This window comes from Streptomyces sp. NPDC004065 (assembly GCF_044903565.1).
Taxonomy (GTDB): domain Bacteria; phylum Actinomycetota; class Actinomycetes; order Streptomycetales; family Streptomycetaceae; genus Streptomyces.
Window position 1 is genome coordinate 1 of sequence record NZ_JBJDQT010000043.1, and the last position, 20386, is coordinate 20386.

A 20386-nucleotide genomic window follows, 5' to 3' on the forward strand; every position below is an offset into this window, starting at 1 on the left:
CGTCATGGTCCGTCCGTCCCGGCTGACCAGGGCCCGAGGTCGGGCCTCGGCCAGCCTGTCACATCACGGACTTACACGATCTTTCAGACACGCTCCGCGGCGTACCTCTGCAGGTCGTGGCGGGTCAGGCCGGTGGCGTGGGTGATTTCGGGTTCGGTCAGGGCGGCGCAGTCCAGGCCGTGGAGCAGGTAGGTGCTCAGGGCTCTGGCGGTGGCGGGCTCGTCCAGGACGGCGGTGTCGGCGGCGGTGGCGCGGGCGGTGTAGTGGGCGAGGCGGGCCGCCGCCTGCGGGAAGCCCTCGCGGTAGAAGGCGAAGACGGCCGCGTACCGGGTGGGGAGGTGTGCGGGGTGCATGTCCCAGCCCTGGTAGTACGCGCGGGCGAGAGCGCGCCGGACGAGGCGGTAGTGCAGGCGCCAGGCGTCGTGGACCTGCCGCGTGGGGCCCACGGGGAGGACATTGGTGGAGCCGTCGGAGACCCGTACACCGGTGCCCGCCGCCGCCACCTGCATGACCGCCTTGGCGTGGTCGGCGGCGGGGTGGTCGGGGGCCTGGTGGGCCGCGGCGACGCCGAGGGCGGCGCTGTAGTCGAAGGTGCCGTAGTGCAGGCCGGTGGCGCGGCCCTCGGAGGCGTGGATCAGGCGGGCGACGGTGGCCGTGCCGTCGGCGCCGAGGACGGCCTGGCTGGTCTCGATCTGGATCTCGAAGCCGAGGCGGCCGGGCTCGAGCCCGTGCACCCGCTCGAAGGCCTCCAGGAGGCGCACCATCGCGGTGACCTGCTCGGGACAGGTCACCTTGGGCAGCGTCAGCACCAGGCCGCCGGGCAGGCCGCCCGCGTCCATCAGGGCGGTGAGGAAGACGTCGAGGGTGCGGATGCCGCGCTCGCGGACCGGTGCCTCCAGGCACTTCATGCGGATGCCGGCCCAGGGCGGGGCGGTGCCGTCGGCGTGGGCCGCGGTGATCAGCCGGGCCGCGCGCGCCGCCGCCTCGTCCTCCTCGGCGTCGGGACGGTGGCCGTAGCCGTCCTCGAAGTCGACGCGCAGGTCCTCGACGGGTTCGCGCTCCAGCTTGGCGCGCACGCGCTCGTGGACGGGGGCGGCGAGTTCCTCGGGCAGGCCGAGCACCGCGGCGAACGACGCGGCGTCCGGGGCGTGCTCGTCCAGGGCGGCGAGCGCCCGGTCGCCCCAGGAGCGGACGGTGCCGGCGGTGAGGACGTCGCCGGGGACGTAGACGGTGTGGACGGGCCGGCGGGTGACGGGATCGCCGGGGTAGCGGCGCCGCAGTGCGGCGTCGACGGGCGCGAGGAGGGCGCCGATCTCCTCGGTGACGGCGGCGGGCAGGCTTCTCGCCGCCTTCTCCGGCCGGGCTCGGCCCCTGCGCGATCGGCCCATCCGCGTCCTCCCGGTCTGCCGTCCTGCGCCCGGTCCCGTGTCCCACGGCGCCGCGGAATCAACAAAACGTTGAGCGAGGCGGACGGTAGTCGTGCGTCCTGGCGTGGGTCAACACCCCTCGGGCGCGGCGGGACCGGGGCCGTGCCGGCCCGCGCGGCGAGGCCCTCGCGACCGGGTGGTCGCGAGGGCCTCGTAGGTACGGCCGCGGTGGACGGTGGCAGTGACCGTCCCGGCAGGACGTTCAGCCCTTGCGGGCCTTGATCTCCTCGGTGAGCTGCGGGACGACGTCGAAGAGGTCGCCGACCACGCCGTAGTCGACCAGGTCGAAGATCGGGGCCTCGGCGTCCTTGTTGACGGCCACGATCGTCTTGGAGGTCTGCATGCCGGCGCGGTGCTGGATGGCGCCGGAGATGCCGTTGGCGATGTACAGCTGCGGGGAGACGCTCTTGCCGGTCTGGCCGACCTGGTTGGTGTGCGGGTACCAGCCGGCGTCGACGGCGGCGCGGGAGGCGCCGACGGCCGCGCCGAGCGAGTCGGCGAGGGCCTCGATGATCGCGAAGTTCTCGGCGCCGTTGACGCCACGGCCACCGGAGACCACGATCGCGGCCTCGGTCAGCTCCGGGCGGCCCGTCGACTCGCGCGGCGTACGGCCGGTGATCTTCGTGCCGGTCGCCTTCTCGGAGAAGGTGACGTTCAGCGCCTCGACCGCGCCCGCGGCCGGGGCGGCCTCCACGGCGGCCGAGTTCGGCTTGACCGTGATGACCGGGGTGCCCTTGGAGACACGGGACTTGGTGGTGAAGGACGCGGCGAACACCGACTGGGTGGCCACCGGGCCCTCGTCGCCGGCCTCCAGGTCGACGGCGTCGGTGATGATGCCGGAGCCGATGCGCAGCGCCAGACGGGCGGCGATCTCCTTGCCCTCGGCGGAGGAGGGCACCAGCACGGCGGCCGGGGAGACCTGCTCGTAGGCGGCCTGCAGGGCGTCCACCTTCGGCACGACCAGGTACTCGGCGTACTCGGGGGCGTCGTGGGTGAGGACCTTCACCGCGCCGTGCTCGGCGAGGGCGGCGGCGGTGTCGGCGGCGCCGTTGCCGAGGGCGACGGCGACCGGCTCGCCGATGCGGCGGGCCAGGGTCAGCAGCTCCAGGGTGGGCTTGCGGACGGCGCCGTCCACGTGGTCGACGTAGACGAGGACTTCAGCCATGGGACTTCTTCTCTCCTGCTTGCGAAGGGTGCGGGCGGTCGGCGGATGCGGGCTCAGATGAACTTCTGGCTCGCGAGGAACTCAGCGAGCTGCTTGCCGCCCTCGCCCTCGTCCTTGACGATCGTGCCGGCGGTGCGGGCCGGGCGCTCGGCCGCCGCGTCGACCTTCGTCCAGGCGTTGTCCAGGCCGACCTCGTCCGCCTCGATGTCCAGGTCGGACAGGTCCCAGGACTCCACCGGCTTCTTCTTGGCCGCCATGATCCCCTTGAAGGAGGGGTAGCGGGCCTCGCCCGACTGGTCGGTCACCGACACGACGGCCGGCAGGGACGCCTCGAGCTGCTCGGAGGCGGCGTCGCCGTCGCGGCGGCCCTTGACCGTGCCGTCCTCGACCGAGACCTCGGACAGCAGGGTGACCTGCGGGACGCCCAGGCGCTCCGCGAGCAGGGCCGGCACGACGCCCATGGTGCCGTCGGTGGAGGCCATGCCCGAGATCACGAGGTCGTAGCCGGCCTTCTCGATGGCCTTGGCCAGGACCAGGGAGGTGCCGATGGCGTCGGTGCCGTGCAGGTCGTCGTCCTCGACGTGGATCGCCTTGTCGGCGCCCATGGACAGCGCCTTGCGCAGCGCGTCCTTGGCGTCCTCCGGGCCGACCGTCAGAACGGTGACCTCGGCGTCGTCCGCGTCCTCGGCGATCTGCAGCGCCTGCTCGACCGCGTACTCGTCCAGCTCGGAGAGCAGACCGTCCACGTCGTCACGGTCGACGGTCAGGTCATCGGCGAAGTGCCGGTCGCCAGTGGCGTCGGGCACGTACTTCACAGTGACAACGATCCTCAAGCTCACGCCGGCTCTCCTACTGCATCGTCATTTCAGTGCTGCCTTCTTGCAGGCAGCATAGGCGCCTGAAGCGGCTGATCCCGGTCGGGGCGACCCCGCGCCACCACCGGAATATTACTCGTCAGTACACCCAGTTCGTGCCCGCTAAGCAAGCGCTTTGAACTGTGACCTTCGCAACGCAGCGTAACCGGAATCCGACGGCCCCGCAGCGGGGAGGGCGGCGCGCTCAGTCCCGCAGGCCGCGGAAACGGCCCTGGTGGTAGACGAGGGGGCGGCCGGCGCCGGCGGGGTCGCCGGAGACGATCTCGGCGAGCACGATGCGGTGGTCGCCGGCCGGAACCCGCCCCACGACCCGGCAGACCAGCCAGGCCAGCACGCCGTCCAGGACGGGCACACCCTCGGGTCCGTACCGCCATGACGTCGGTGCGCCGAACCGGTCGGCGCCGCTGCGGGCGAAGGTGGCGGCCAGCTCCTCCTGGTGCTCGCCGAGTATGTGGACGCCGACGTGCCCGGCGCGGGAGACCGCCGGCCAGCTCGAGGCGCCGGTGCCGATGCCGAAGGAGACCAGCGGGGGCTCGGCGGACACGGAGGTGAGGGAGGTCGCGGTGAAGCCGACCGGCCCCGCCTCACCGCTCGCGGTGATCACCGCCACACCGGCCGCGTGCCGGCGGAAGACGGAGCGCAGCAGGTCGCCGGTGGCGGGCCGGACGGTGCGGAGGCCGGAGGTGGCCGTCATCGGGTTGTCCCTCTGCTGGTCGGACGAGCGGGATGCGTGGCTGCTCAACAGCCCGGACAGCGCGCGCTCGCGGTGCGGGCGAGATCCACGTGGCCCCGTCCGAAGAGAAGGAGTTCCCAAGGCATACGGTCAGGCTGACGATAGGTGGTGCGCACAGTCAAGTACGTCCCGGCATATGGGAGATGCCTCACCGTCACCGGGGCCGCCCTCAGACCGCCTCGCCCAGGGCGGCGATGACGTCCGCCTTGCGGGGCTGTCCGGTGGCGCGCCGCACGACGCGGCCGTCCGCGTCGAGGACCAGCACCGTGGGCGTCTTCAGGATGCCGAGTTCGCGCACCAGGTCCAGGTGGGCCTCGGCGTCGATCTCCAGATGGGCGACCCCGGGCACCAGGCCGGCCACCTCGCCGAGGACCCGGCGGGTGGCGCGGCACGGTGCGCAGAAGGCGCTGGAGAACTGCACCAGCGTGGCCCGCCGCCCGAGTTCCCCGCCCAGCTCGGCGGCGCCGAGCCGCCTGCCCTCGTCCCGCCCGCGCACCCGCACCCTCCCGCTCAGCCGCCGTCGCAGCACTCCGTACGCGCTCGCCGCCGCGAGCACCGACACGCACACCACCAGTCCGGTCGTCACGCCCCTGAAGCGTTCACGAGACTGCAAACATTCCCGGCTCCCGGAATGGTTCCCGCTGCGGAATGCTTCGTTCATGGACATCGACGCCAGAGGGCCGCGGTTCGGCGCGGCCGTGACGACGGTGGTGCTGGCCGCGGTGCTGGTCACCTCCAGCCCCTGGCTGCTGGCCTGGCAGGTGCTGGCCTTCGCCCTCGGGGCGGCCGGCGGGGCCGGCCGCTCGCCCTACGGATGGCTGTTCCGCAGGGCGGTGCGCCCCCGGATCGGTCCGCCCACCCGGTTCGAGGAGCCCGAACCGCCCCGGTTCGCGCAGGCGGTCGGGCTCCTCTTCGCCGGCCTGGGTCTGGCCGGATACGCGCTGGGGCCGCAGTGGCTGGGACTCGCGGCCACCGGCGCGGCGCTCGCCGCCGCCTTCCTCAACGCCGCGTTCGGCTACTGCCTGGGCTGCGAGATGTTCCTGCTGGTGCGGCGGCTGACGGTGCGTACGCAGTGACCCGAGGGGCGGCTCACAGGGGTGACGTGACGAGAATCTCGCCGCGCGGCGGCACGCGGGCTGGCTACCCGGCCGTTCTTGGGGCACGATCTCGACGTGCCGTAAACCTACGGCAGCGTAACTTCCGCAGGGAGTCCCCCTTCCCTGGCCGACAGAAGGGTTCACCCCGCCCATGGCCGAGTTCGTCTACCGTCCCGTCATCGGTCTCGCCCGCACGATGTTCAAGGTGTGGGACCTCCGGATCGACTGCCAGGGGGCGGAGAACGTCCCTCGGTCGGGCGGTGCCGTGCTGGTGAGCAATCACATCAGCTATCTGGACTTCATCTTCAGCGGACTGGCCGCACTCCCGCAGAAGCGGCTGGTGCGCTTCATGGCGAAGGAGTCGGTCTTCCGGCACCGTGTCTCCGGCCCGCTGATGCGCGGCATGAAGCACATCCCGGTGGACCGCGCGCGGGGCGAGGCGGCCTTCGAGCACGCGCTGGACTCGCTGCGCTCCGGCGAGGTGGTCGGGGTCTTCCCCGAGGCCACGATCTCGCAGTCGTTCACGCTGAAGAGCTTCAAGTCGGGTGCGGCCAGGCTGGCCCAGGAGGCCGGGGTGCCGCTGGTCCCGATGGCGGTGTGGGGCACGCAGCGGCTGTGGACCAAGGGCAGGCCGCGCAACTTCAAGCGCAGCCACACGCCCATCACCATCCGCGTCGGCGAGGCCCTGGAGGCTCCCCGCGAGCAGTACGCCGGCGCCCTCACCCGCCGGCTGCGCGAGCGGGTGCAGGAGCTCCTGGAGGCCGCCCAGCGCTCGTACCCGGTACGCCCCCGGGGCGCGGACGACACCTGGTGGATGCCCGCCCACCTCGGCGGCACGGCTCCGACCCCGGAGCAGCTGCGCCTGGCCGAGGCGCACTGACCCGTCCCTGGATCGACGCCGGCGGACCGCGCTAATCTGACGGCGGGTCGGCTCGGCTCGGTTCGGCACGCGAGGCGGACGGGGGATGTCCATGGTGGCGCTCGGTGTCCTGTTCGGCCTGCTCGGCGCGGTCGCCGCACTTCTGGTCCTCACGCTCCTGCGGCGCCGCAACGGCGCGACGGAGAACGCCGACGGGATCCTCACCGAACAGGCGGTCCGCGCCCAGGCCCGGCAGGACCGGATCTCGTACACCAGCCTGGCGATGCACAACACCACGCCGACGATGAGCGACCAGTACCGCCCCCGGTCGTAGGCACCCGCCCACGGGATGTACCCCCGACTCCCGGGCGCCGTACGGCGAGGCGCGCGCCGGGGCCGGTCTCCGCGGGCGGTTCAGCGAGTGCGGCGAGTTCGGCGAGTTCGTCACCCGCGGCCCCTCTGCCGCGACCGGCCCGTCCTCCGGCGGGGCCGTCGTCCGGCGGGCCCGGGATCAGAGCGCGCTCGGCAGGGTCCGCCAGAGCGCGGGCCGGTCGGGGGCCGAGCCGAGGGCGGCCAGCACGGCCGGGTGGGGTGCGGCGTACAGCAGCGGGTAGTCCGTCTCGTCCGCCGCCGGGTCGGGCGTGAACGCCAGGCGCTCACCGGCGAGGGAGAACCGCGCGTCGACGCCGGGCTTGTTGCCGCGCGGGTCCTGCCGGTGCCAGGCGCCGTTGAAGCGGACGGCGACCATGCCGTGCAGCACGTGTCCGCCGCCCGCGTCATGGGTCAGCCGCTGGTAGCACAGCGCCGTCGGGATGTCCTCGGCGCGCAGCAGGGCCGCCAGCGCGTGGGCCTTGGCATGGCAGATGCCGGTGCGCAGCCGCAGGACGTCGGAGGCGCGCCAGGTGACGCGCGGATCGCCGGAGTCCTGCGAGTGGGGGATGGTGTCCCGTACGAACTCGTAGGCGGATCGCGCATAGGCATACGAGTCGGCCACCCCCTCGGCGAGCCGGGCCGCGGTCTCGCGGACCACCGGATGCTCATGGTCGATCGCCTCGTCAGCGGCGAGATAGGCGGACAGGTCGGGGGTGTTCTGGATCAGCTCCATGCCCGCAGAGCATAGGAATGCGATCACTCGGCAGTCAATGACTTTTCAAGTGATCGCATAACTATGCAGATCTCACCGGTGGCCCCCTCCACCGGGGCGGCTACCGGGCCATCTCCTCCTTCAGCGCCGCCACGAACGCGTCCACGTCGTCCTCGGTCGTGTCGAAGGAGCACATCCAGCGCACCACGCCTTCGGCCTCGTCCCAGAAGTAGAACCGGAACCGCTTCTGCAGACGCTCGCTCACGTCGTGCGGCAGCCTGGCGAAGACGCCGTTGGCCTGCACCGGGTAAAGGATCTCCACCCCGTGCACGGCCCGCACGCCCTCCGCCAGCCGCTGCGCCATCTCGTTGGCGTGGCGGGCGTTGCGCAGCCACAGGTCCCGGGCGAGCAGCGCCTCCAGCTGCACCGAGACGAAGCGCATCTTGGAGGCGAGCTGCATGCTCATCTTGCGGATGTGCTTCATACGGCGGACGGCGTCCTGGTTGATCACCACGACCGCCTCGCCGAACAGCGCGCCGTTCTTGGTGCCGCCCAGGGACAGGATGTCGACGCCGACCGCGTTGGTGAAGGTCCGCATGGGGACGTCCAGGGAGGCGGCGGCGTTGGCGATGCGGGAGCCGTCCAGGTGCACCCTCATGCCGTGCGCGTGGGCGTGCTCGCAGATCGCCCGGATCTCCTCTGGCGTGTAGAGGGTGCCCAGCTCGGTGCTCTGGGTGATCGAGACGACCTGCGGCATCGCGCGGTGCTCGTCCTCCCAGCCGTACGCCTGCCGGTCGATCAGCTCCGGCGTGAGCTTGCCGTCGGGGGTGGGCACGGTGAGCAGCTTCAGGCCGCCCACGCGCTCGGGGGCGCCGCCCTCGTCGACGTTGATGTGCGCGCTCTCGGCGCAGATCACCGCGCCCCAGCGGTCGGTGACCGCCTGGAGCGCGACGACGTTGGCCCCGGTGCCGTTGAACACCGGGAACGCCTCGGCGGTGGCGCCGAAGTGGCTGCGGACGATCCGCTGGAGGTTGTCGGTGTAGGCGTCCTCGCCGTAGGCGACCTCGTGGCCGCCGTTGGCCACGGCCAGGGCGGCCAGCACCTCCGGGTGCGCCCCGGCGTAGTTGTCGCTGGCGAAACCGCGGACCCGCGGGTCGTGATGGCGACGCGCGTCGGTCCTCGGGGGGTTCACGGCTTCTCGGTCAGCCACAGACGGTTTCCGTTCACTTCCGCGGCGGGCTTGTCCCAGACGCCGGCGATGGCCTCGGCCAGGTCCTTGACGTCCGTGAAGCCCGCGAACTTCGCGTTGGGGCGGTCGGCGCGCATCGCGTCGTGCACCAACGCCTTCACCACCAGGATCGCAGCCGCGGACGTGGGCCCCTCGGCGCCCTCGGCCTTCCCGGCCTTGCGGAAGTAGTCGGCCATGGCGAGCGTCCACGCCTCGGCGGCGGCCTTGGCCGCGGCGTAGGCGGCGTTGCCCGCCGTGGGACGGCTGGCACCGGCGGCGCTGATCAGCACGTACCGGCCGCGGTCGCTGCGCTGCAGCGCCTCGTGGAAGGCCAGCGAGGTGTGCTGCACGGTGCGCACCAGCAGCAGTTCCAGGAAGTCCCAGTCGTCCAGGCTGGTCTTGGTGAAGGTCTCGCTGCCGCGCCAGCCGCCCACGAGGTGCACCAGGCCGTCGACGCGGCCGAAGTCCTTCTCGATGTGGGCGGCCCAGTCACGGGTGGACTTCAGGTCGAGCAGGTCGACCGTGTCCCCGGTGACGGTGGCTCCGCCGGAGGCGTAGCGGGCCGCGTCCACGGCCTCGGAGAGCCGCTCGGGATCGTTGTCCGCGCCGACCACGGTGGCGCCGGCCTCGGCGAGCCGCAGCAGCGTGGCCCGGCCGGCCGGGCCGCCCGCTCCGGCCACCGCGATCACCGCACCGCTGAGAGCCCCGTTCCCCATCTTCTTCGCCTCCGTCGCAGTGTTCGGCCCCGCCTGGCTCGTTCGCCCGGAGGGTGTGCGGTCGCTCACGCGGCGACCCGCTCGGCGCTGTCCGCCGTGATGCCCTTGGTGGACGCGATCACATTCTTCAGCTTCTTGGACAGTGCCTCGTAGAACATGCTGAGCGGAAACTCGTCCGGAAGCACGTCGTCCACGAGCTTGCGCGGCGGCAGGGTCAGGTCCAGGGCCTCGGGGCCCTTGGCCCACTTGGAGCCCGGGTGCGGGGCGAGGTAGGTGGAGACCAGCTCGTAGCCGGCGAACCAGTGCACCAGCTTGGGGCGGTCGATGCCGTCCCGGTACAGCTTCTCGATCTCGGCGCAGAGCTGGTTGGTGACCTGCGGGGCGCGCTCCCAGTCGATCGAGAGCCTGTTGTCGGTCCAGCGCACCACGTCGTGCTTGTGCAGGTACGCGAAGAGCAGCTGGCCGCCGAGGCCGTCGTAGTTGCGCACGCGCTCACCGGTGACCGGGAAGCGGAACATCCGGTCGAACAGCACCGCGTACTGGACGTCGCGGGCCTGGGCGACGCCGTCCGCCTGCAGCTTCACGGCCTCCTTGAAGGCGGTGAGGTCGCAGCGCAGCTCCTCCAGGCCGTACATCCAGAACGGCTGGCGCTGCTTGATCATGAACGGGTCGAAGGGCAGGTCGCCGTGGCTGTGGGTGCGGTCGTGCACCATGTCCCACAGGACGAACGCCTCCTCGCAGCGCTTCTGGTCGTGGACCATGGCGGCGATGTCCTCGGGCAGCTCCAGGCCCAGCAGGTCGACGGCGGCGGCGGTGACCCGGCGGAAGCGGGCGGCCTCCCGGTCGCAGAAGATGCCACCCCAGGAGAATCGTTCCGGCGCCTCGCGCACGGCGATGGTCTCGGGGAAGAGCACCGCGGAGTTGGTGTCGTAGCCCGCCGTGAAGTCCTCGAAGGTGATGCCGCAGAACAGCGGGTTGTCGTAGCGGGTGCGCTCCAGCTCGGCCAGCCAGTCGGGCCAGACCATGCGCAGCACGACCGCCTCGAGGTTGCGGTCCGGGTTGCCGTTCTGCGTGTACATGGGGAAGACGACCAGGTGCTGGAGGCCGTCCACGCGGTTGGCGGCGGGCTGGAAGGCGAGCAGCGAGTCGAGGAAGTCCGGCACCGCGAAGCCGCCCTCGGCCCAGCGGCGCAGGTCCTTCACGAGCGCCTCGTGGTAGTCGGCGTCGTGCGGCAGCAGCGGGGACAGCTCCTGCACGGCCCCGGCCACCCGGCGTACGGCGTCCTCGGCCTCGGCACGGGCGGGGGCGCCCTCCGCCCCGAAGTCGATGGACCCGTCCTTCGACTGCCATGGCCGGATCTGCTCCACGGCATCCTTGAGCACGGGCCAGGCCGGGTGCTCGACCACCCTGCTCACCGGAGGAACCTGCCCCTCCGAACCCACCTGCACAAGAATTTCCGTCATGTCCCATCCTCCACCGGAGAAGCTCGCGTAAGGAGACCGTATACATACGGGGTTTCCGCCAGCAAGGGCGCCTCCGGGAAATTATTCTGCGTGAGCCCGCCGTCGCCGCCCATTTTCCTGTGTGACACCCGGGTGGCGGCGACTTCCACTAGGCCGACCGGGTGAGGGAGGCACCGGGCACCCCTCCCTTCGCACAGGCGAGTTCCAGCCGCCGCGGCTCCGGGGAGGGGCCGGCGGGCGGCGGGGTCAATCTCCGCGCAACTCGCCCACGGCGGGGTGACCGTGACGGCGGCCGGACCCCTGGGGCGGGCGGCCGTCACCCCACTGCCCCGCGCAGCAACGGGTTCATCGCGGGCCCGGGCCATTAGGCTGCGGCACTGCCGCGCGGACGACGGCGTCCGTCCGTCCGCGCCGCGCCGAGCCGCCGTCGACGGAAGCGAGTTGAACCTTGAACTTCCTTACCATCGGTCACCGCGGAGTCATGGGTGTCGAGCCCGAGAACACCCTCCGTTCCTTCGTCGCCGCCGAGCAGGCCGGCCTCGACGTCATCGAACTCGATCTGCACCTGAGCAAGGACGGCGCCCTCGTCGTCATGCACGACGCGGACGTGGACCGCACGACCGACGGCAGCGGCCCGATCGCCGACAAGACCCTCGCCGAGCTGCGCGCGCTGGACGCCGGGCGCGGCGAGCGGATCCCCGTCTTCGAGGAGGTCCTCGACGCCGTCCGGGCGCCGCTGCAGGCCGAGATCAAGGACGCGGCGGCGGCGCGGGCGCTGGCCGAGGTCATGCTCCGCCGCGACCTCGTCTCCCGGGTGGAGGTGCTGTCGTTCCACGACGAGGCGCTCGCCGAGGTCGCCCGCCTGGTCCCCGGCGTGCGCACCGCGCTGGTCGCCGACCACTACGACACCGGGATCGCCGAGCGCGCCACGGCCGTGGGCGCCGGCACCCTGGTCCTCAACATCCGCCGGCTCACCCTGGAGATCGTCGAGCACGCCCGCAAGGCGGACCTGCGGATCATCGGCTGGGTGGTGAACACCCTCGACCACCTGCGGCTGGTGCGCGCCCTGGAGCTGGACGGGGCGACCACCGACTACCCGGAGATCAAACGCACCGGCCGCTTCACGGCCTGAGCCGGGCGCCGCGCGCCGGGGCCCGCGGGCCGGGCGCCGGGACCTGCGGGCCGGGCGCCGGGACCTGCGGGCAGGGCGCGGGGACCTGTGGCTCCGCGGGCCGGCGGGCTCCGCGGGCCGGTGAGCGGCTAACCGAGTTCCTTGACCAGCAGCTCGAACTGGAGGTCGTCGCGCTGCGGGATGCCGAACCGCTCGTCGCCGTACGGGAAGGGGGTCATCTCTCCCGTACGGCGGTAGCCGCGGCGCTCGTACCAGGCGATCAGGTCCTCCCGCACGGAGATCACCGTCATGTGCATCTCCCGCACCCCCCAGTCCTCGCGGGCCCGGCGCTCCGCCTCCGCGATGACCAGCTTGCCCAGGCCGGCGCCCTGCAGCGCGGGGCTCACCGCGAACATGCCGAAGTAGGCGTGCTCGCCGCGGTGCTCGAGCTGGCAGCAGGCGACGACGCGGCCGTCCCGCTCCACCGTCAGCAGCCGGCTGTCGGGCGACTTGATCACGGCCAGCACGCCCTCGGGGTCGGTGCGCTGCCCCTCCAGGATGTCCGCCTCGGTGGTCCACCCGGCCCGGCTGGCGTCGCCGCGGTACGCCGACTCGATCAGCGCGACGAGCGTGTCCACGTCCGCGTCGACGGCTTCGCGGAAGGTCAGTGCGGTGGCGGCGGTTTCCATGGGCGTGCCTTTCGGTCCTCGGGCGCGGCGGCGCGGAAGCGAGGGCAATCCTGCCACTAGGCTCCGGTGCATGGTGCACGTACTCGGCAGCCGGACACTGCTCCGGCCCTCCGACCCCGAGCGCTCCCGCGTCTTCTACGGCGAGCAGCTGGGCCTCGCCGTCTACCGCGAGTTCGGCACGGGCCCCGAACGCGGCACCGTCTACTTCCTCGGCGGCGGCTTCCTCGAGGTCTCCGGCCGCCTGGCCCCCGCGACCGGACCGCCTCCCTCCCCCGCCGTGCGGCTGTGGCTCCAGGTCGAGGACGTGGCCGCCGCCCACGCCGAGCTGAGCGCGAAGGGCGTGCCGATCGCGCGGGAGCCGGTGCGGGAGCCGTGGGGACTGATCGAGATGTGGATCGCGGACCCGGACGGCACACCGATCGTGCTCGTCGAGGTCCCGGCGGACCATCCGCTGCGCTTCCGGGCGGGCATCTGAGTCCTCCCCGGCCGCGGGGCCCGACTGTACGGCTCCGGCTGGCCACCGAGGGTGGCCGGAGCTAGCGTGCTGGATGGGGGTGAGCGATCCCGGAGGAGTGCCATGGAGTTCGACAAGCCGGTGGTCGGCGGCCCCTGCTGGGCGGAGCTGGGGACCAGTGATCTCGAGGCGGCCACGCGGTTCTACACGGAGGTGTTCGGCTGGCGGGCCGAGCCGGACCCCCGTGAGGAGATGCGCGGGTACACCATCGTCCGCAAGGGGGAGGCGGCCGTCGCCGGACTCGGGCCGCTGTTCCGGCCCTCGCAGCCGGTCGCGTGGAACGTGTCGTTCTGCGTCGCCGACGCCGACGAGGCCACGAACAAGGTGGCCGAGGCCGGCGGGACGGTGATCCGCGGTCCGCTGGAGGTGTTCGACGAGGGCCGGCTGACGGTGGCGCTGGACCCGTCGGGGGCCGCCTTCCAGATGTGGGAGGCCGGCCGGTTCTGCGGCGCCGACGCGTTCAACCGGCCCGGCTCGCTCGGCTGGGTGGAACTGGCCACCCGTGACATCAAGCGCGCCCGCGACTTCTACACCACCGTGTTCGGCTGGAGCGTCAACGCCTCCGAGTGGTACACGCAGTGGGGGCTGCGGGGCGAGGACTTCGGCGGCATGGCGTCGATGCACGACCGCTTCCCGCCCGACGTGCCGCCGCACTGGCTGCCGTACTTCGCGGTCGAGGACGTGGACGCGACCACCGACACCGCGCTCCGGGGCGGGGCCAAGACCCTCCAGGAGCCCACCTCCGTCCCGGACGGACCCCGCATCGCCGTGCTGCGCGACCCGCAGGGCGCGGCCTTCGGCATCTACCGGGCCGCGCAGGACGCGCGGGACGCGCGGAAGAGCTGAGGAGACGGCCCGGACGTCCGGCGGCGCACCACGGGCCCGGGCGGACGTCCGCGCGGGTCGCGGACTTGGGCAGACGTCCGCGCGGGTCGCGGACTTGGGCAGACGTCGGGGTCGCGTGCGCCGCGCCGGGAGCCGGGATCCGGCGTCAGGCGCGCGGTGAGCCCCGCCGGAGGCCGGGATCCGGGAGCCGGAGGCCGGGATCCGGGCGCCGGAATCCGGGATCCGGGAGCCGGAAGCCGGGCGCCGGAATCCGGGAGCCGGGAGCCGGAATCCGGGCGCCGGCCGGGGCACAAGCGGCACCCGGTGTCGGACCCGTGCCCCCGCCGTCAGATCCGGGGCATCCCGCCCCGTCCCTCCAGCCGCGCGAGCAGCTCACCGAGCAGGGCCGTCAGGTCGCCCCGGTCCTCGCCGTCCAGGACGGACAGGACCGTCCGTTCGTAGGCCAGCTGTTCCGGAAGGATGCCGTCCACCAGTTCGCGGCCCGCGTCGGTGAGGCGGACGTGGGCGACCCGGCGGTCCCGGGTGTCGCCGCGGCGCTCCACCAGTCCGCGTTCGCTCAGCTGCTTGAGGCGCTTGGTGACGGCGGCCCCGGAGGAGAACGTCTCCCGCGCCAGTTCGCTGGGCGTGAGCTCGTGTCCCGTACGGCGCAGCGCGCCCAGCAGGTCGAACTCGGGCCGGCTGAGTCCCGCCTGGCGCAGCGGCGCGTCCTCGGCCTGCTGCAGCAGCGCGGCGCAGCGGTTGATGCGGCCGATGATCTCCATCGGCGCGGTGTCCAGGCCGGGGTGGACCGCGCGCCACTGCCGTACGACCTGCGCGACGGTGTCGGTCCGGGCGCCGGAGGGAGCCTGCGGCTCGGCGCGGCCGGCCGCACGGGACGTCCGGGCCCCGCTCCGTGCCCGGCCGGCGTCGCGCCGCGCGTCCGCCGCGTTCCCGTTCGCCGCCGTCCCGCTGGCCGGCCGCCCGTTGCTCGCCGTCATGGCCGTACGTCCTCCGTCGTGCTGCCCGTGCCCGCCCGGGCGCCGAGGCCCTGGCGTCGTACCGTCGCGGCGAGCGTACGGTGTGCGGACTGCTCGGTGAGCACGACCCGCTCCTGGGGCAGCGCGCGCTGCCACCACTCGCCGGACGCGGCGTCCACGGTGGCGCGCAGCTCGGCCAGCGCGGCGACCAGGTCGCGGCGGGCCGACTGGAGCGCGGCGGGCGCGGGGGCCTGCTCGGCGAGCAGACGTGCGGCCCGCTCGCGGGCGCGGTCGACGGCGCCGAGGGCGTGCTCGACGCGGTCCCCGGCCCGGCGGTTGGTGACGACGGCGGCGGCCGCGAAGCCGACCAGTGCGCCGACCAGGGTGTCCATGGCGCGCTCGGTGATCAGTTCGCCCGGGGCCTGCCGGCCGGGGAACTCGGTGATGAGCAGCGCCAGCGGGGTCACGCAGACGGTGCCCAGCCAGTAGTTGCGGCCGATCAGCGCCTCGGCGCCGAAGTTGAAGGCCACGCAGCACAGGACGAGGGCCACCGCGCCGGCGTGCGCGAGCGGCGCGACGGCGGCGAAGACCAGGACGCCGAGGAGGTTGCCGACGACGCGCTGGACGCTCCGCCGCCAGGTGAGGGTGGTGTTGGCCTGGTAGAGGGAGGCGGCGGTGACCAGCGCCCAGTAGGGGCGTCCGACGCCGAGCGCGAGGGAGGCGTACCCGGCGAGCGCGCAGCCGAGTGCGGTGCGTACGGCGATGGGGGCGAGGGGGGCCAGGCGGCTGCGCCACGGGCGGCGCGGTGCGGCGGCCTCGGTCTCCACGCCGAGGATCTCGTCCGCGGCCGTCCCGCTCTCGCCGGTGTGCGGCACGGGGCCGGAGCCGCACAGCCGGCGGGCCCAGCGGCGCAACTGGCCGGGGTCGGTGTCGGCGGGAGCGGCGAGGGCGACCTCGGCGCGGACGAGGAGCCGCTCCAGGGCCCGCCGGGTCGCGGAGCCCCGGCGGGTGGACAGCAGGGTCTGCCAGGCGGACTGCACGGCGGCGGCAGCGGCGGCGCGGGTCCGTTCGTGGCCGTCGCCGGGGCCACCGGTGCCGCCGGTGGTGGCGTGGGCGGCGTGGGCGGCGCAGGCGTTGAGCGCCTGGGCGGTGGCGCGCCGCTCCGGGCCGTGCGGGCGCAGCAGGGAGGGCGCCATGCCGACCAGCCAGGCCCAGACGCCGGCAGCGGCGGCGAGCGCCGTGTGGCCGGGGACCTGTGCGAGGGTCTGCGGCACGAACAGGGCGGCGGAGCTGACGAAGGCCAGGATGACGTTGCCGGGCGGGCCGATGCGGGTGGCGTCGCACAGGGTCTTCTGCACGGCGGCCATCAGCGCGCCGACTGCGACCAGGACGACCGGGTCGGTGGTGAGGGAGGCCGCGACCAGGGAGAGGGCCAGCCCGGCGAGCATGCCGAGCACGACCCGGGCCAGGACGCGGGCCCGGGCTGCGTAGGGGCGGTTGTGGGCGTAGAGCGCGCACAGCGAACCGGCCATCGTGTACATGGCCAGGTCGAGGCGGCCGAGGGCGAGCAGCAGGAGATTGGGCGGGGCGGTCGAGGCCACGACGCTCAGGGCGGGCTTGAACCAGATGTCGGAGGGGCGGCCGAGACGCAGTACGCCGGTGAGGGGGAGCCGCCGGGCGGTGCGCGTCATGATGCCGGGGGTGGTGCTGCTCATGAGGCATAAGCTCAACAGGTGTTTTACTCGTAAAAAATTTGCCGCACGGCCACGGTGACACCCCGTGCTCCCCCGAGTGCTCCCGGTGCACCTCACTGCGCTCGCGTGTGCGCCGCACCCCGTGGGCATCCCTTGACCGACCGGACGGCCGCCGGGGGGTGGTCCGGGCCGTCGAGCGGGGAGGTGGGGGGTGCACGGACCGGCTTCACCCGGCTGGCTGCTGGTCGCGCTGTGCGCGGCGACCGGGGCCTACTGCCTGCTGCGGATGCGCAGCACCGTCGAGGAACAGCGCCGTGCCGCGGGCGGCGAGGCGCTGATGGGCTTCGGCATGGCCGCGATGGCCGTGCCCGCGGCTGTCTTCAGCCCGCCCGCGTGGGCCTGGCCGGCCTACGCGGTGGTCTTCGGCGCCGCCGCGCTGCGCGCGCTGTGGGCGGCGCGGACCGGCCCGCACCATCTGCACCACCTGGTCGGCGCGTCGGCGATGGTGTACATGGCCGTCGTGATGGCCGCCTCGCCCGGCGCCTCCCACCCGCACGCGCACGGCGGGGCGGGCATACCCCCGGTCACCGGGGCGCTGCTGCTGTACTTCGCGGGATACGTGCTGGTGGCCGGCGCCCGGCTGGTGCCGGCCGTGGGCGCGGCGACGGGTGCGCTGGCCGGTGGCGGCACCGCGCCCGCGTGGGGCGACCGGCCGGAGCTGGCCCGGGCGTGCCGGCTGTCGATGGGGATGGCCATGGTGGCGATGCTGCTGACGCTGTGACAGGCCGCGGCCGCGACGGCGCGACGGCGTCACCGCGCGGCGCGGGCCGGCCCGCGTGGTCCGCGCGTGGTCCGCGCGTGGCCCGTGCGTGGTCCGCGCGTGGCCCGTGCGTGGTCTGCGTCACTTCGCCGTCCTGGTCCGCGCCGGGCGGGCCGGGCGCTCATAGGCTGCTCGCATGATGGTCTCCGCGGTGCTGTTGCTGCTCGGCACGCTGACCGCCGTCGCCGGTCCGCGGCTGCTCGCCCGCGCCGACTGGCCGGACCGGGAACCGGTCCTCGCGCTGTGGGCGTGGCAGTGCGTGGTGGCCGCGGTGCTGCTGTGCTGCGCGCTGTCCATGACGCTCAGCGCGGCCGCCGCCTGGCAGGCGGTGCGCGGCCATGTGTTCGCCCCGGCGCCGCGTGCCGTGGTGGAGGCCTACGCGCTCGGCACGGCCGGTGCCTGGGCCCCGGCGATCGCGGTGGCGCTCGCCTGCGGTGGCGCCTGGACCGCGGCGATGCTGGTACGGGAGGTCGTACGGGCCCGGGCGCGCCGTCGGCTGCGGCGCGCCGAACTCCTCGTCCGCGCCCCGCTGCTGCCCGGCGAGGAGCCCGGTGCCGACCGGCTCGTGGTGCTGGAGGGCGAGCGCCCGGACGCCTGGTGGCTGCCCGGCACACCGCCCCGGCTGGTGGTCACCACCGCCGCGCTGCGCCGTCTGAAGGGGCGCCAACTGGACGCCGTGCTCGCGCACGAGCAGGGCCATGCGCGGGCGCGGCACGACTGGCTGCTGCACTGCTCGGCCGCGCTGGCGGGCGGTTTCCCGCAGGTGCCGGTGTTCGCCGCGTTCCGCGACGAGATGCACCGACTGGTCGAACTCGCCGCCGACGACGTGGCCTCCCGCCGCTTCGGCCGGCTGACGACCGCGCTGGCCCTGGTCGAACTCAACGAGGACCGCGGGCTCTTCGGCCCCTGCCCCACCGCGCAGGCCCAGGTGCCGCAGCGGGTCAACCGCCTGCTCACTCCCCCGGACCGCCTCACGGCGGGCCGCCGGCTGCGCCTGACGGCGATGGCATCGCTGGTCCCGGTCGTCCCGGTGCTCGTGACTCTCGTCCCGGGACTGCACGCGCTGGGCTGACCTCCGGGCAGGGCCTCTCGGCACGCCTTCCCGGCCCCAGCTAGGCGCCGGACCCCTGCGGTCCCCCGGGCAAGGCGGGACGGAGCCGGCGTCACGCACTCCCGGCCACAGCGAGGCGGGGGCCCGCGTGCGGGGGGCCGCTGCCGTTCGGCCGCGGGTGGGGCGGCGGCTCCACGCCCGGGCGGATCGCCCCGGCGGGACCGCCGTCGGGGAGGACGCGGCGCCGCCCGGACGGCGGCGCGACCGCCTCCGGCGGGACCGTCCTGCCCGCTTCGGGGGTTTTCCCGTCCCCCGTTCGGCGAGGATCGCCTCATGCACCCCGCACCTGTGGACTCCTCACCCCGTCCACCCGGCCGCCGCCCCCGCACCACCCGGTCCGCCCGTGCCGTGCCGGCACTGGCGCTGTGCTCGGTGCTGCTGTCGGCGCTCGTCGCCGTGCGCTGGCGGCCCCTGGTCGGCGTCGACGGTGCGGTGGCCCGCGCCACCCACCGCTGGGCGGTCGGCGACCCCGGCGTCACCCACGTGTTCCGCGTCCTGACGGACTGGGTGTGGGATCCGCTGACCATGCGCCTGCTGTGCGCGGCGGCCGCGGTGTGGCTCGTGTGGCGCCGCGCGGCCTGGTGGACGGCCGTGTGGCTGACGCTCACCTGTGCGCTGGCCACCGTGCTCCAGCAGACGCTGAAGGCGGCGATCGGCAGGCCCCGGCCGGTCTGGCCGGACCCGGTGGACTCCGCCCGCTACACGGCCTTCCCGTCGGGCCACGCGATGACGGCGACGGTGGTGTGCGGCCTGCTCCTGTGGCTGCTGCACCACCACGGCGCCGGCCGGACCCTGCGGCGCACCGCCGTGGCCCTGGCCGTCGTGTCGGTGGCCGGGGTCGGCCTGACCCGGGTGTGGCTGGGCGTGCACTGGCTGTCGGACGTCGTGGGCGGCTGGCTGCTGGGCGCGGCGGTCGTGGCGGCGGCGACCACCGCGTACACCCGGTGGTCCGCGCGGAACGCCTGCGTGTGATCGCCGTGACTCATTACGATCAGCGCATGGCCGCCGTCCTCTTCGACTTCTCCGGGACCCTCTTCCGCGTCGAATCCGCCGAATCCTGGCTGCGCGCGGCGCTGACCGGGACCGGGACGGTCCTCGGCGAGCGCGAGCTGGCCGAGAAGGCACGCGCGCTGGAGGAGGCGGGAGCGCTGCCGGGCGGGGCGCTTCCCGTGCGCGTGCCCGAGGACATGGCCGCGCTGTGGGAGATCCGCGACCGCAGCGCGGAGTTGCACCGCGCCGCCTACACCGGCCTGTCCCGCCGGGTGTCCCTGCCCGACCCGGCCCTGCACGACGCGCTGTACGACCGGCACATGACGCCGCAGGCCTGGGCGCCGTACCCGGACGCGGCCGAGGTGCTGCGCACCCTGCGCTCGCGCGGCATCGCGGTCGGCGTGGTGAGCAACATCGGCTGGGACCTGCGCCCGGTGTTCCGCGCGCACGGACTGGACGAGTACGTCGACAGCTACGTCCTGTCCTTCGAGCACGGCGTCCAGAAGCCGGACCCGCGCCTGTTCGCGACCGCCTGCGCGGCGCTGGGCGCGCAGCCGCGGGACGTGCTGATGGTCGGCGACAGCCGTCACGCCGACGGCGGCGCCGCGGCCCTGGGGTGCGGGGTGCACTTCGTGGACCACCTGCCGGTCGCCGAGCGGCCGGACGCGCTCCGCCCGGTGCCCGGCCTGGTGGAGCGGCGCTCCCGGGCGGCCTGACCGGCCCCGGCCTGAGCGATCCGCGCCACGCTCACTCCAGATAGCCCTCCACCTGGGAGGACGGGCGCACCCTGGCCTCGTTCGGATCCTCGCCGTACTCCGTCTTGGCGCGCCGCTGCCGCAGCAGGTCCCAGCACCGGTCGAGCTCACGCTCCAGCCGGCCGAGCCGCTCCTGTTCGGTGCCGCTGTCGATCTGTCCGGAGGCCAGGGCCGCGCGCAGCCGCCGCTCGTCCTCCACCATCTCCGTGATCCGGCCCAGGATCCGCAGCTCCTGGTCCCGCTCCGCCATGCC

The 20386-nt window shown here is 73.9% G+C and carries 23 protein-coding genes; 10 read left to right on the plus strand and 13 right to left on the minus strand.

Annotated features, from left to right (window positions below; genetic code table 11):
- Positions 1–83: 83 nt before the first annotated feature.
- The 5 genes from ACI2LW_RS31530 to ACI2LW_RS31550 form a co-directional block, all read right to left on the minus strand.
- Positions 84–1388, minus strand: a complete 1305-nt coding sequence (locus tag ACI2LW_RS31530) for a DUF6986 family protein (protein WP_404734678.1) — start codon at positions 1386–1388, stop codon at positions 84–86.
- A 241-nt stretch (positions 1389–1629) separates the two neighbouring features.
- Entirely contained in the window at positions 1630–2592 is a 963-nt protein-coding gene (locus ACI2LW_RS31535; protein WP_404734679.1) for an electron transfer flavoprotein subunit alpha/FixB family protein, read from the minus strand.
- Between the two features lie 53 nt (positions 2593–2645).
- Complete coding sequence (locus tag ACI2LW_RS31540; RefSeq protein ID WP_404734680.1) at positions 2646–3431, minus strand: electron transfer flavoprotein subunit beta/FixA family protein; 786 nt, start codon at positions 3429–3431, stop codon at positions 2646–2648.
- A 220-nt stretch (positions 3432–3651) separates the two neighbouring features.
- The gene (locus tag ACI2LW_RS31545) at positions 3652–4161 is read right to left on the minus strand and encodes a flavin reductase family protein (RefSeq protein ID WP_404734681.1); all 510 of its coding nucleotides are present in this window, start codon (positions 4159–4161) and stop codon (positions 3652–3654) included.
- A gap of 208 nt (positions 4162–4369) precedes the next feature.
- Complete coding sequence (locus ACI2LW_RS31550; protein ID WP_404734682.1) at positions 4370–4786, minus strand: thioredoxin family protein; 417 nt, start codon at positions 4784–4786, stop codon at positions 4370–4372.
- A 73-nt stretch (positions 4787–4859) separates the two neighbouring features.
- Between ACI2LW_RS31550 and ACI2LW_RS31555 the strand changes: the two genes are divergently transcribed.
- From ACI2LW_RS31555 to ACI2LW_RS31565, 3 genes are all read left to right on the plus strand, one after another.
- Positions 4860–5276, plus strand: a complete 417-nt coding sequence (locus ACI2LW_RS31555; RefSeq protein ID WP_404734683.1) for a DUF4395 domain-containing protein — start codon at positions 4860–4862, stop codon at positions 5274–5276.
- A gap of 172 nt (positions 5277–5448) precedes the next feature.
- Positions 5449–6177, plus strand: a complete 729-nt coding sequence (locus ACI2LW_RS31560) for a lysophospholipid acyltransferase family protein (protein WP_404734684.1) — start codon at positions 5449–5451, stop codon at positions 6175–6177.
- Positions 6178–6262: 85 nt separating this feature from the next.
- Positions 6263–6490, plus strand: coding sequence for a hypothetical protein (locus ACI2LW_RS31565; RefSeq protein WP_404734685.1), 228 nt, complete (start codon positions 6263–6265; stop codon positions 6488–6490).
- Positions 6491–6667: 177 nt separating this feature from the next.
- Here ACI2LW_RS31565 and ACI2LW_RS31570 read toward each other — a convergent pair whose 3' ends face one another.
- The 4 genes from ACI2LW_RS31570 to ACI2LW_RS31585 form a co-directional block, all read right to left on the minus strand.
- Complete coding sequence (locus tag ACI2LW_RS31570) at positions 6668–7261, minus strand: transglutaminase domain-containing protein (protein WP_404734686.1); 594 nt, start codon at positions 7259–7261, stop codon at positions 6668–6670.
- Between the two features lie 100 nt (positions 7262–7361).
- Positions 7362–8432 carry a threonine aldolase family protein gene (locus tag ACI2LW_RS31575; protein ID WP_404734719.1) on the minus strand — a complete coding sequence of 357 codons (1071 nt, stop codon included), beginning with the start codon at positions 8430–8432 and terminating at the stop codon, positions 7362–7364.
- Positions 8429–9184 carry an SDR family NAD(P)-dependent oxidoreductase gene (locus ACI2LW_RS31580; RefSeq protein WP_404734687.1) on the minus strand — a complete coding sequence of 252 codons (756 nt, stop codon included), beginning with the start codon at positions 9182–9184 and terminating at the stop codon, positions 8429–8431. Before ACI2LW_RS31580 ends, ACI2LW_RS31575 begins: the two co-directional genes overlap by 4 nt.
- 65 nt (positions 9185–9249) lie before the next feature.
- A complete protein-coding gene (locus tag ACI2LW_RS31585; RefSeq protein WP_404734688.1) occupies positions 9250–10647 on the minus strand; it encodes a DUF6421 family protein in 1398 nt (465 codons plus the stop codon).
- 448 nt (positions 10648–11095) lie between these two features.
- Between ACI2LW_RS31585 and ACI2LW_RS31590 the strand changes: the two genes are divergently transcribed.
- Entirely contained in the window at positions 11096–11779 is a 684-nt protein-coding gene (locus ACI2LW_RS31590; protein ID WP_404734689.1) for a glycerophosphodiester phosphodiesterase, read from the plus strand.
- 128 nt (positions 11780–11907) lie between these two features.
- Here the strand turns inward: ACI2LW_RS31590 and ACI2LW_RS31595 are convergent, their stop codons facing one another.
- Positions 11908–12447 (minus strand): GNAT family N-acetyltransferase, encoded by a 540-nt coding sequence (locus ACI2LW_RS31595; protein ID WP_404734690.1) that lies wholly within the window; start codon positions 12445–12447, stop codon positions 11908–11910.
- 70 nt (positions 12448–12517) lie between these two features.
- On the opposite strand from ACI2LW_RS31595, the gene ACI2LW_RS31600 reads away from it, so the two are divergent.
- Both ACI2LW_RS31600 and ACI2LW_RS31605 read left to right on the plus strand, forming a co-directional pair.
- Entirely contained in the window at positions 12518–12922 is a 405-nt protein-coding gene (locus tag ACI2LW_RS31600) for a VOC family protein (RefSeq protein WP_404734691.1), read from the plus strand.
- Between the two features lie 102 nt (positions 12923–13024).
- Positions 13025–13807, plus strand: a complete 783-nt coding sequence (locus tag ACI2LW_RS31605) for a VOC family protein (RefSeq protein WP_404734692.1) — start codon at positions 13025–13027, stop codon at positions 13805–13807.
- Between the two features lie 326 nt (positions 13808–14133).
- On the opposite strand, the gene ACI2LW_RS31610 is transcribed toward ACI2LW_RS31605, so the two are convergent.
- The gene (locus tag ACI2LW_RS31610; protein ID WP_404734693.1) at positions 14134–14784 is read right to left on the minus strand and encodes a MarR family winged helix-turn-helix transcriptional regulator; all 651 of its coding nucleotides are present in this window, start codon (positions 14782–14784) and stop codon (positions 14134–14136) included.
- Entirely contained in the window at positions 14781–16478 is a 1698-nt protein-coding gene (locus ACI2LW_RS31615) for an FUSC family protein (protein ID WP_404734694.1), read from the minus strand. Before ACI2LW_RS31615 ends, ACI2LW_RS31610 begins: the two co-directional genes overlap by 4 nt.
- 190 nt (positions 16479–16668) lie before the next feature.
- Here ACI2LW_RS31615 and ACI2LW_RS31620 point away from each other — a divergent pair, with 190 nt between their 5' ends.
- The 4 genes from ACI2LW_RS31620 to ACI2LW_RS31635 all read left to right on the plus strand — a co-directional run bounded on the left by ACI2LW_RS31620 (position 16669) and on the right by ACI2LW_RS31635 (position 20094).
- Positions 16669–17238, plus strand: a complete 570-nt coding sequence (locus ACI2LW_RS31620; RefSeq protein ID WP_404734695.1) for a DUF5134 domain-containing protein — start codon at positions 16669–16671, stop codon at positions 17236–17238.
- A gap of 175 nt (positions 17239–17413) precedes the next feature.
- The gene (locus tag ACI2LW_RS31625; protein ID WP_404734696.1) at positions 17414–18349 is read left to right on the plus strand and encodes a M56 family metallopeptidase; all 936 of its coding nucleotides are present in this window, start codon (positions 17414–17416) and stop codon (positions 18347–18349) included.
- Between the two features lie 312 nt (positions 18350–18661).
- Complete coding sequence (locus tag ACI2LW_RS31630; RefSeq protein WP_404734697.1) at positions 18662–19360, plus strand: phosphatase PAP2 family protein; 699 nt, start codon at positions 18662–18664, stop codon at positions 19358–19360.
- A gap of 26 nt (positions 19361–19386) precedes the next feature.
- Positions 19387–20094: an HAD family hydrolase gene (locus ACI2LW_RS31635; protein WP_404734698.1), complete on the plus strand. Its 708-nt coding sequence runs from the start codon at positions 19387–19389 to the stop codon at positions 20092–20094.
- 31 nt (positions 20095–20125) lie between these two features.
- Here ACI2LW_RS31635 and ACI2LW_RS31640 read toward each other — a convergent pair whose 3' ends face one another.
- Positions 20126–20383: a DUF2630 family protein gene (locus tag ACI2LW_RS31640; RefSeq protein ID WP_404734699.1), complete on the minus strand. Its 258-nt coding sequence runs from the start codon at positions 20381–20383 to the stop codon at positions 20126–20128.
- Positions 20384–20386: the final 3 nt, after the last annotated feature.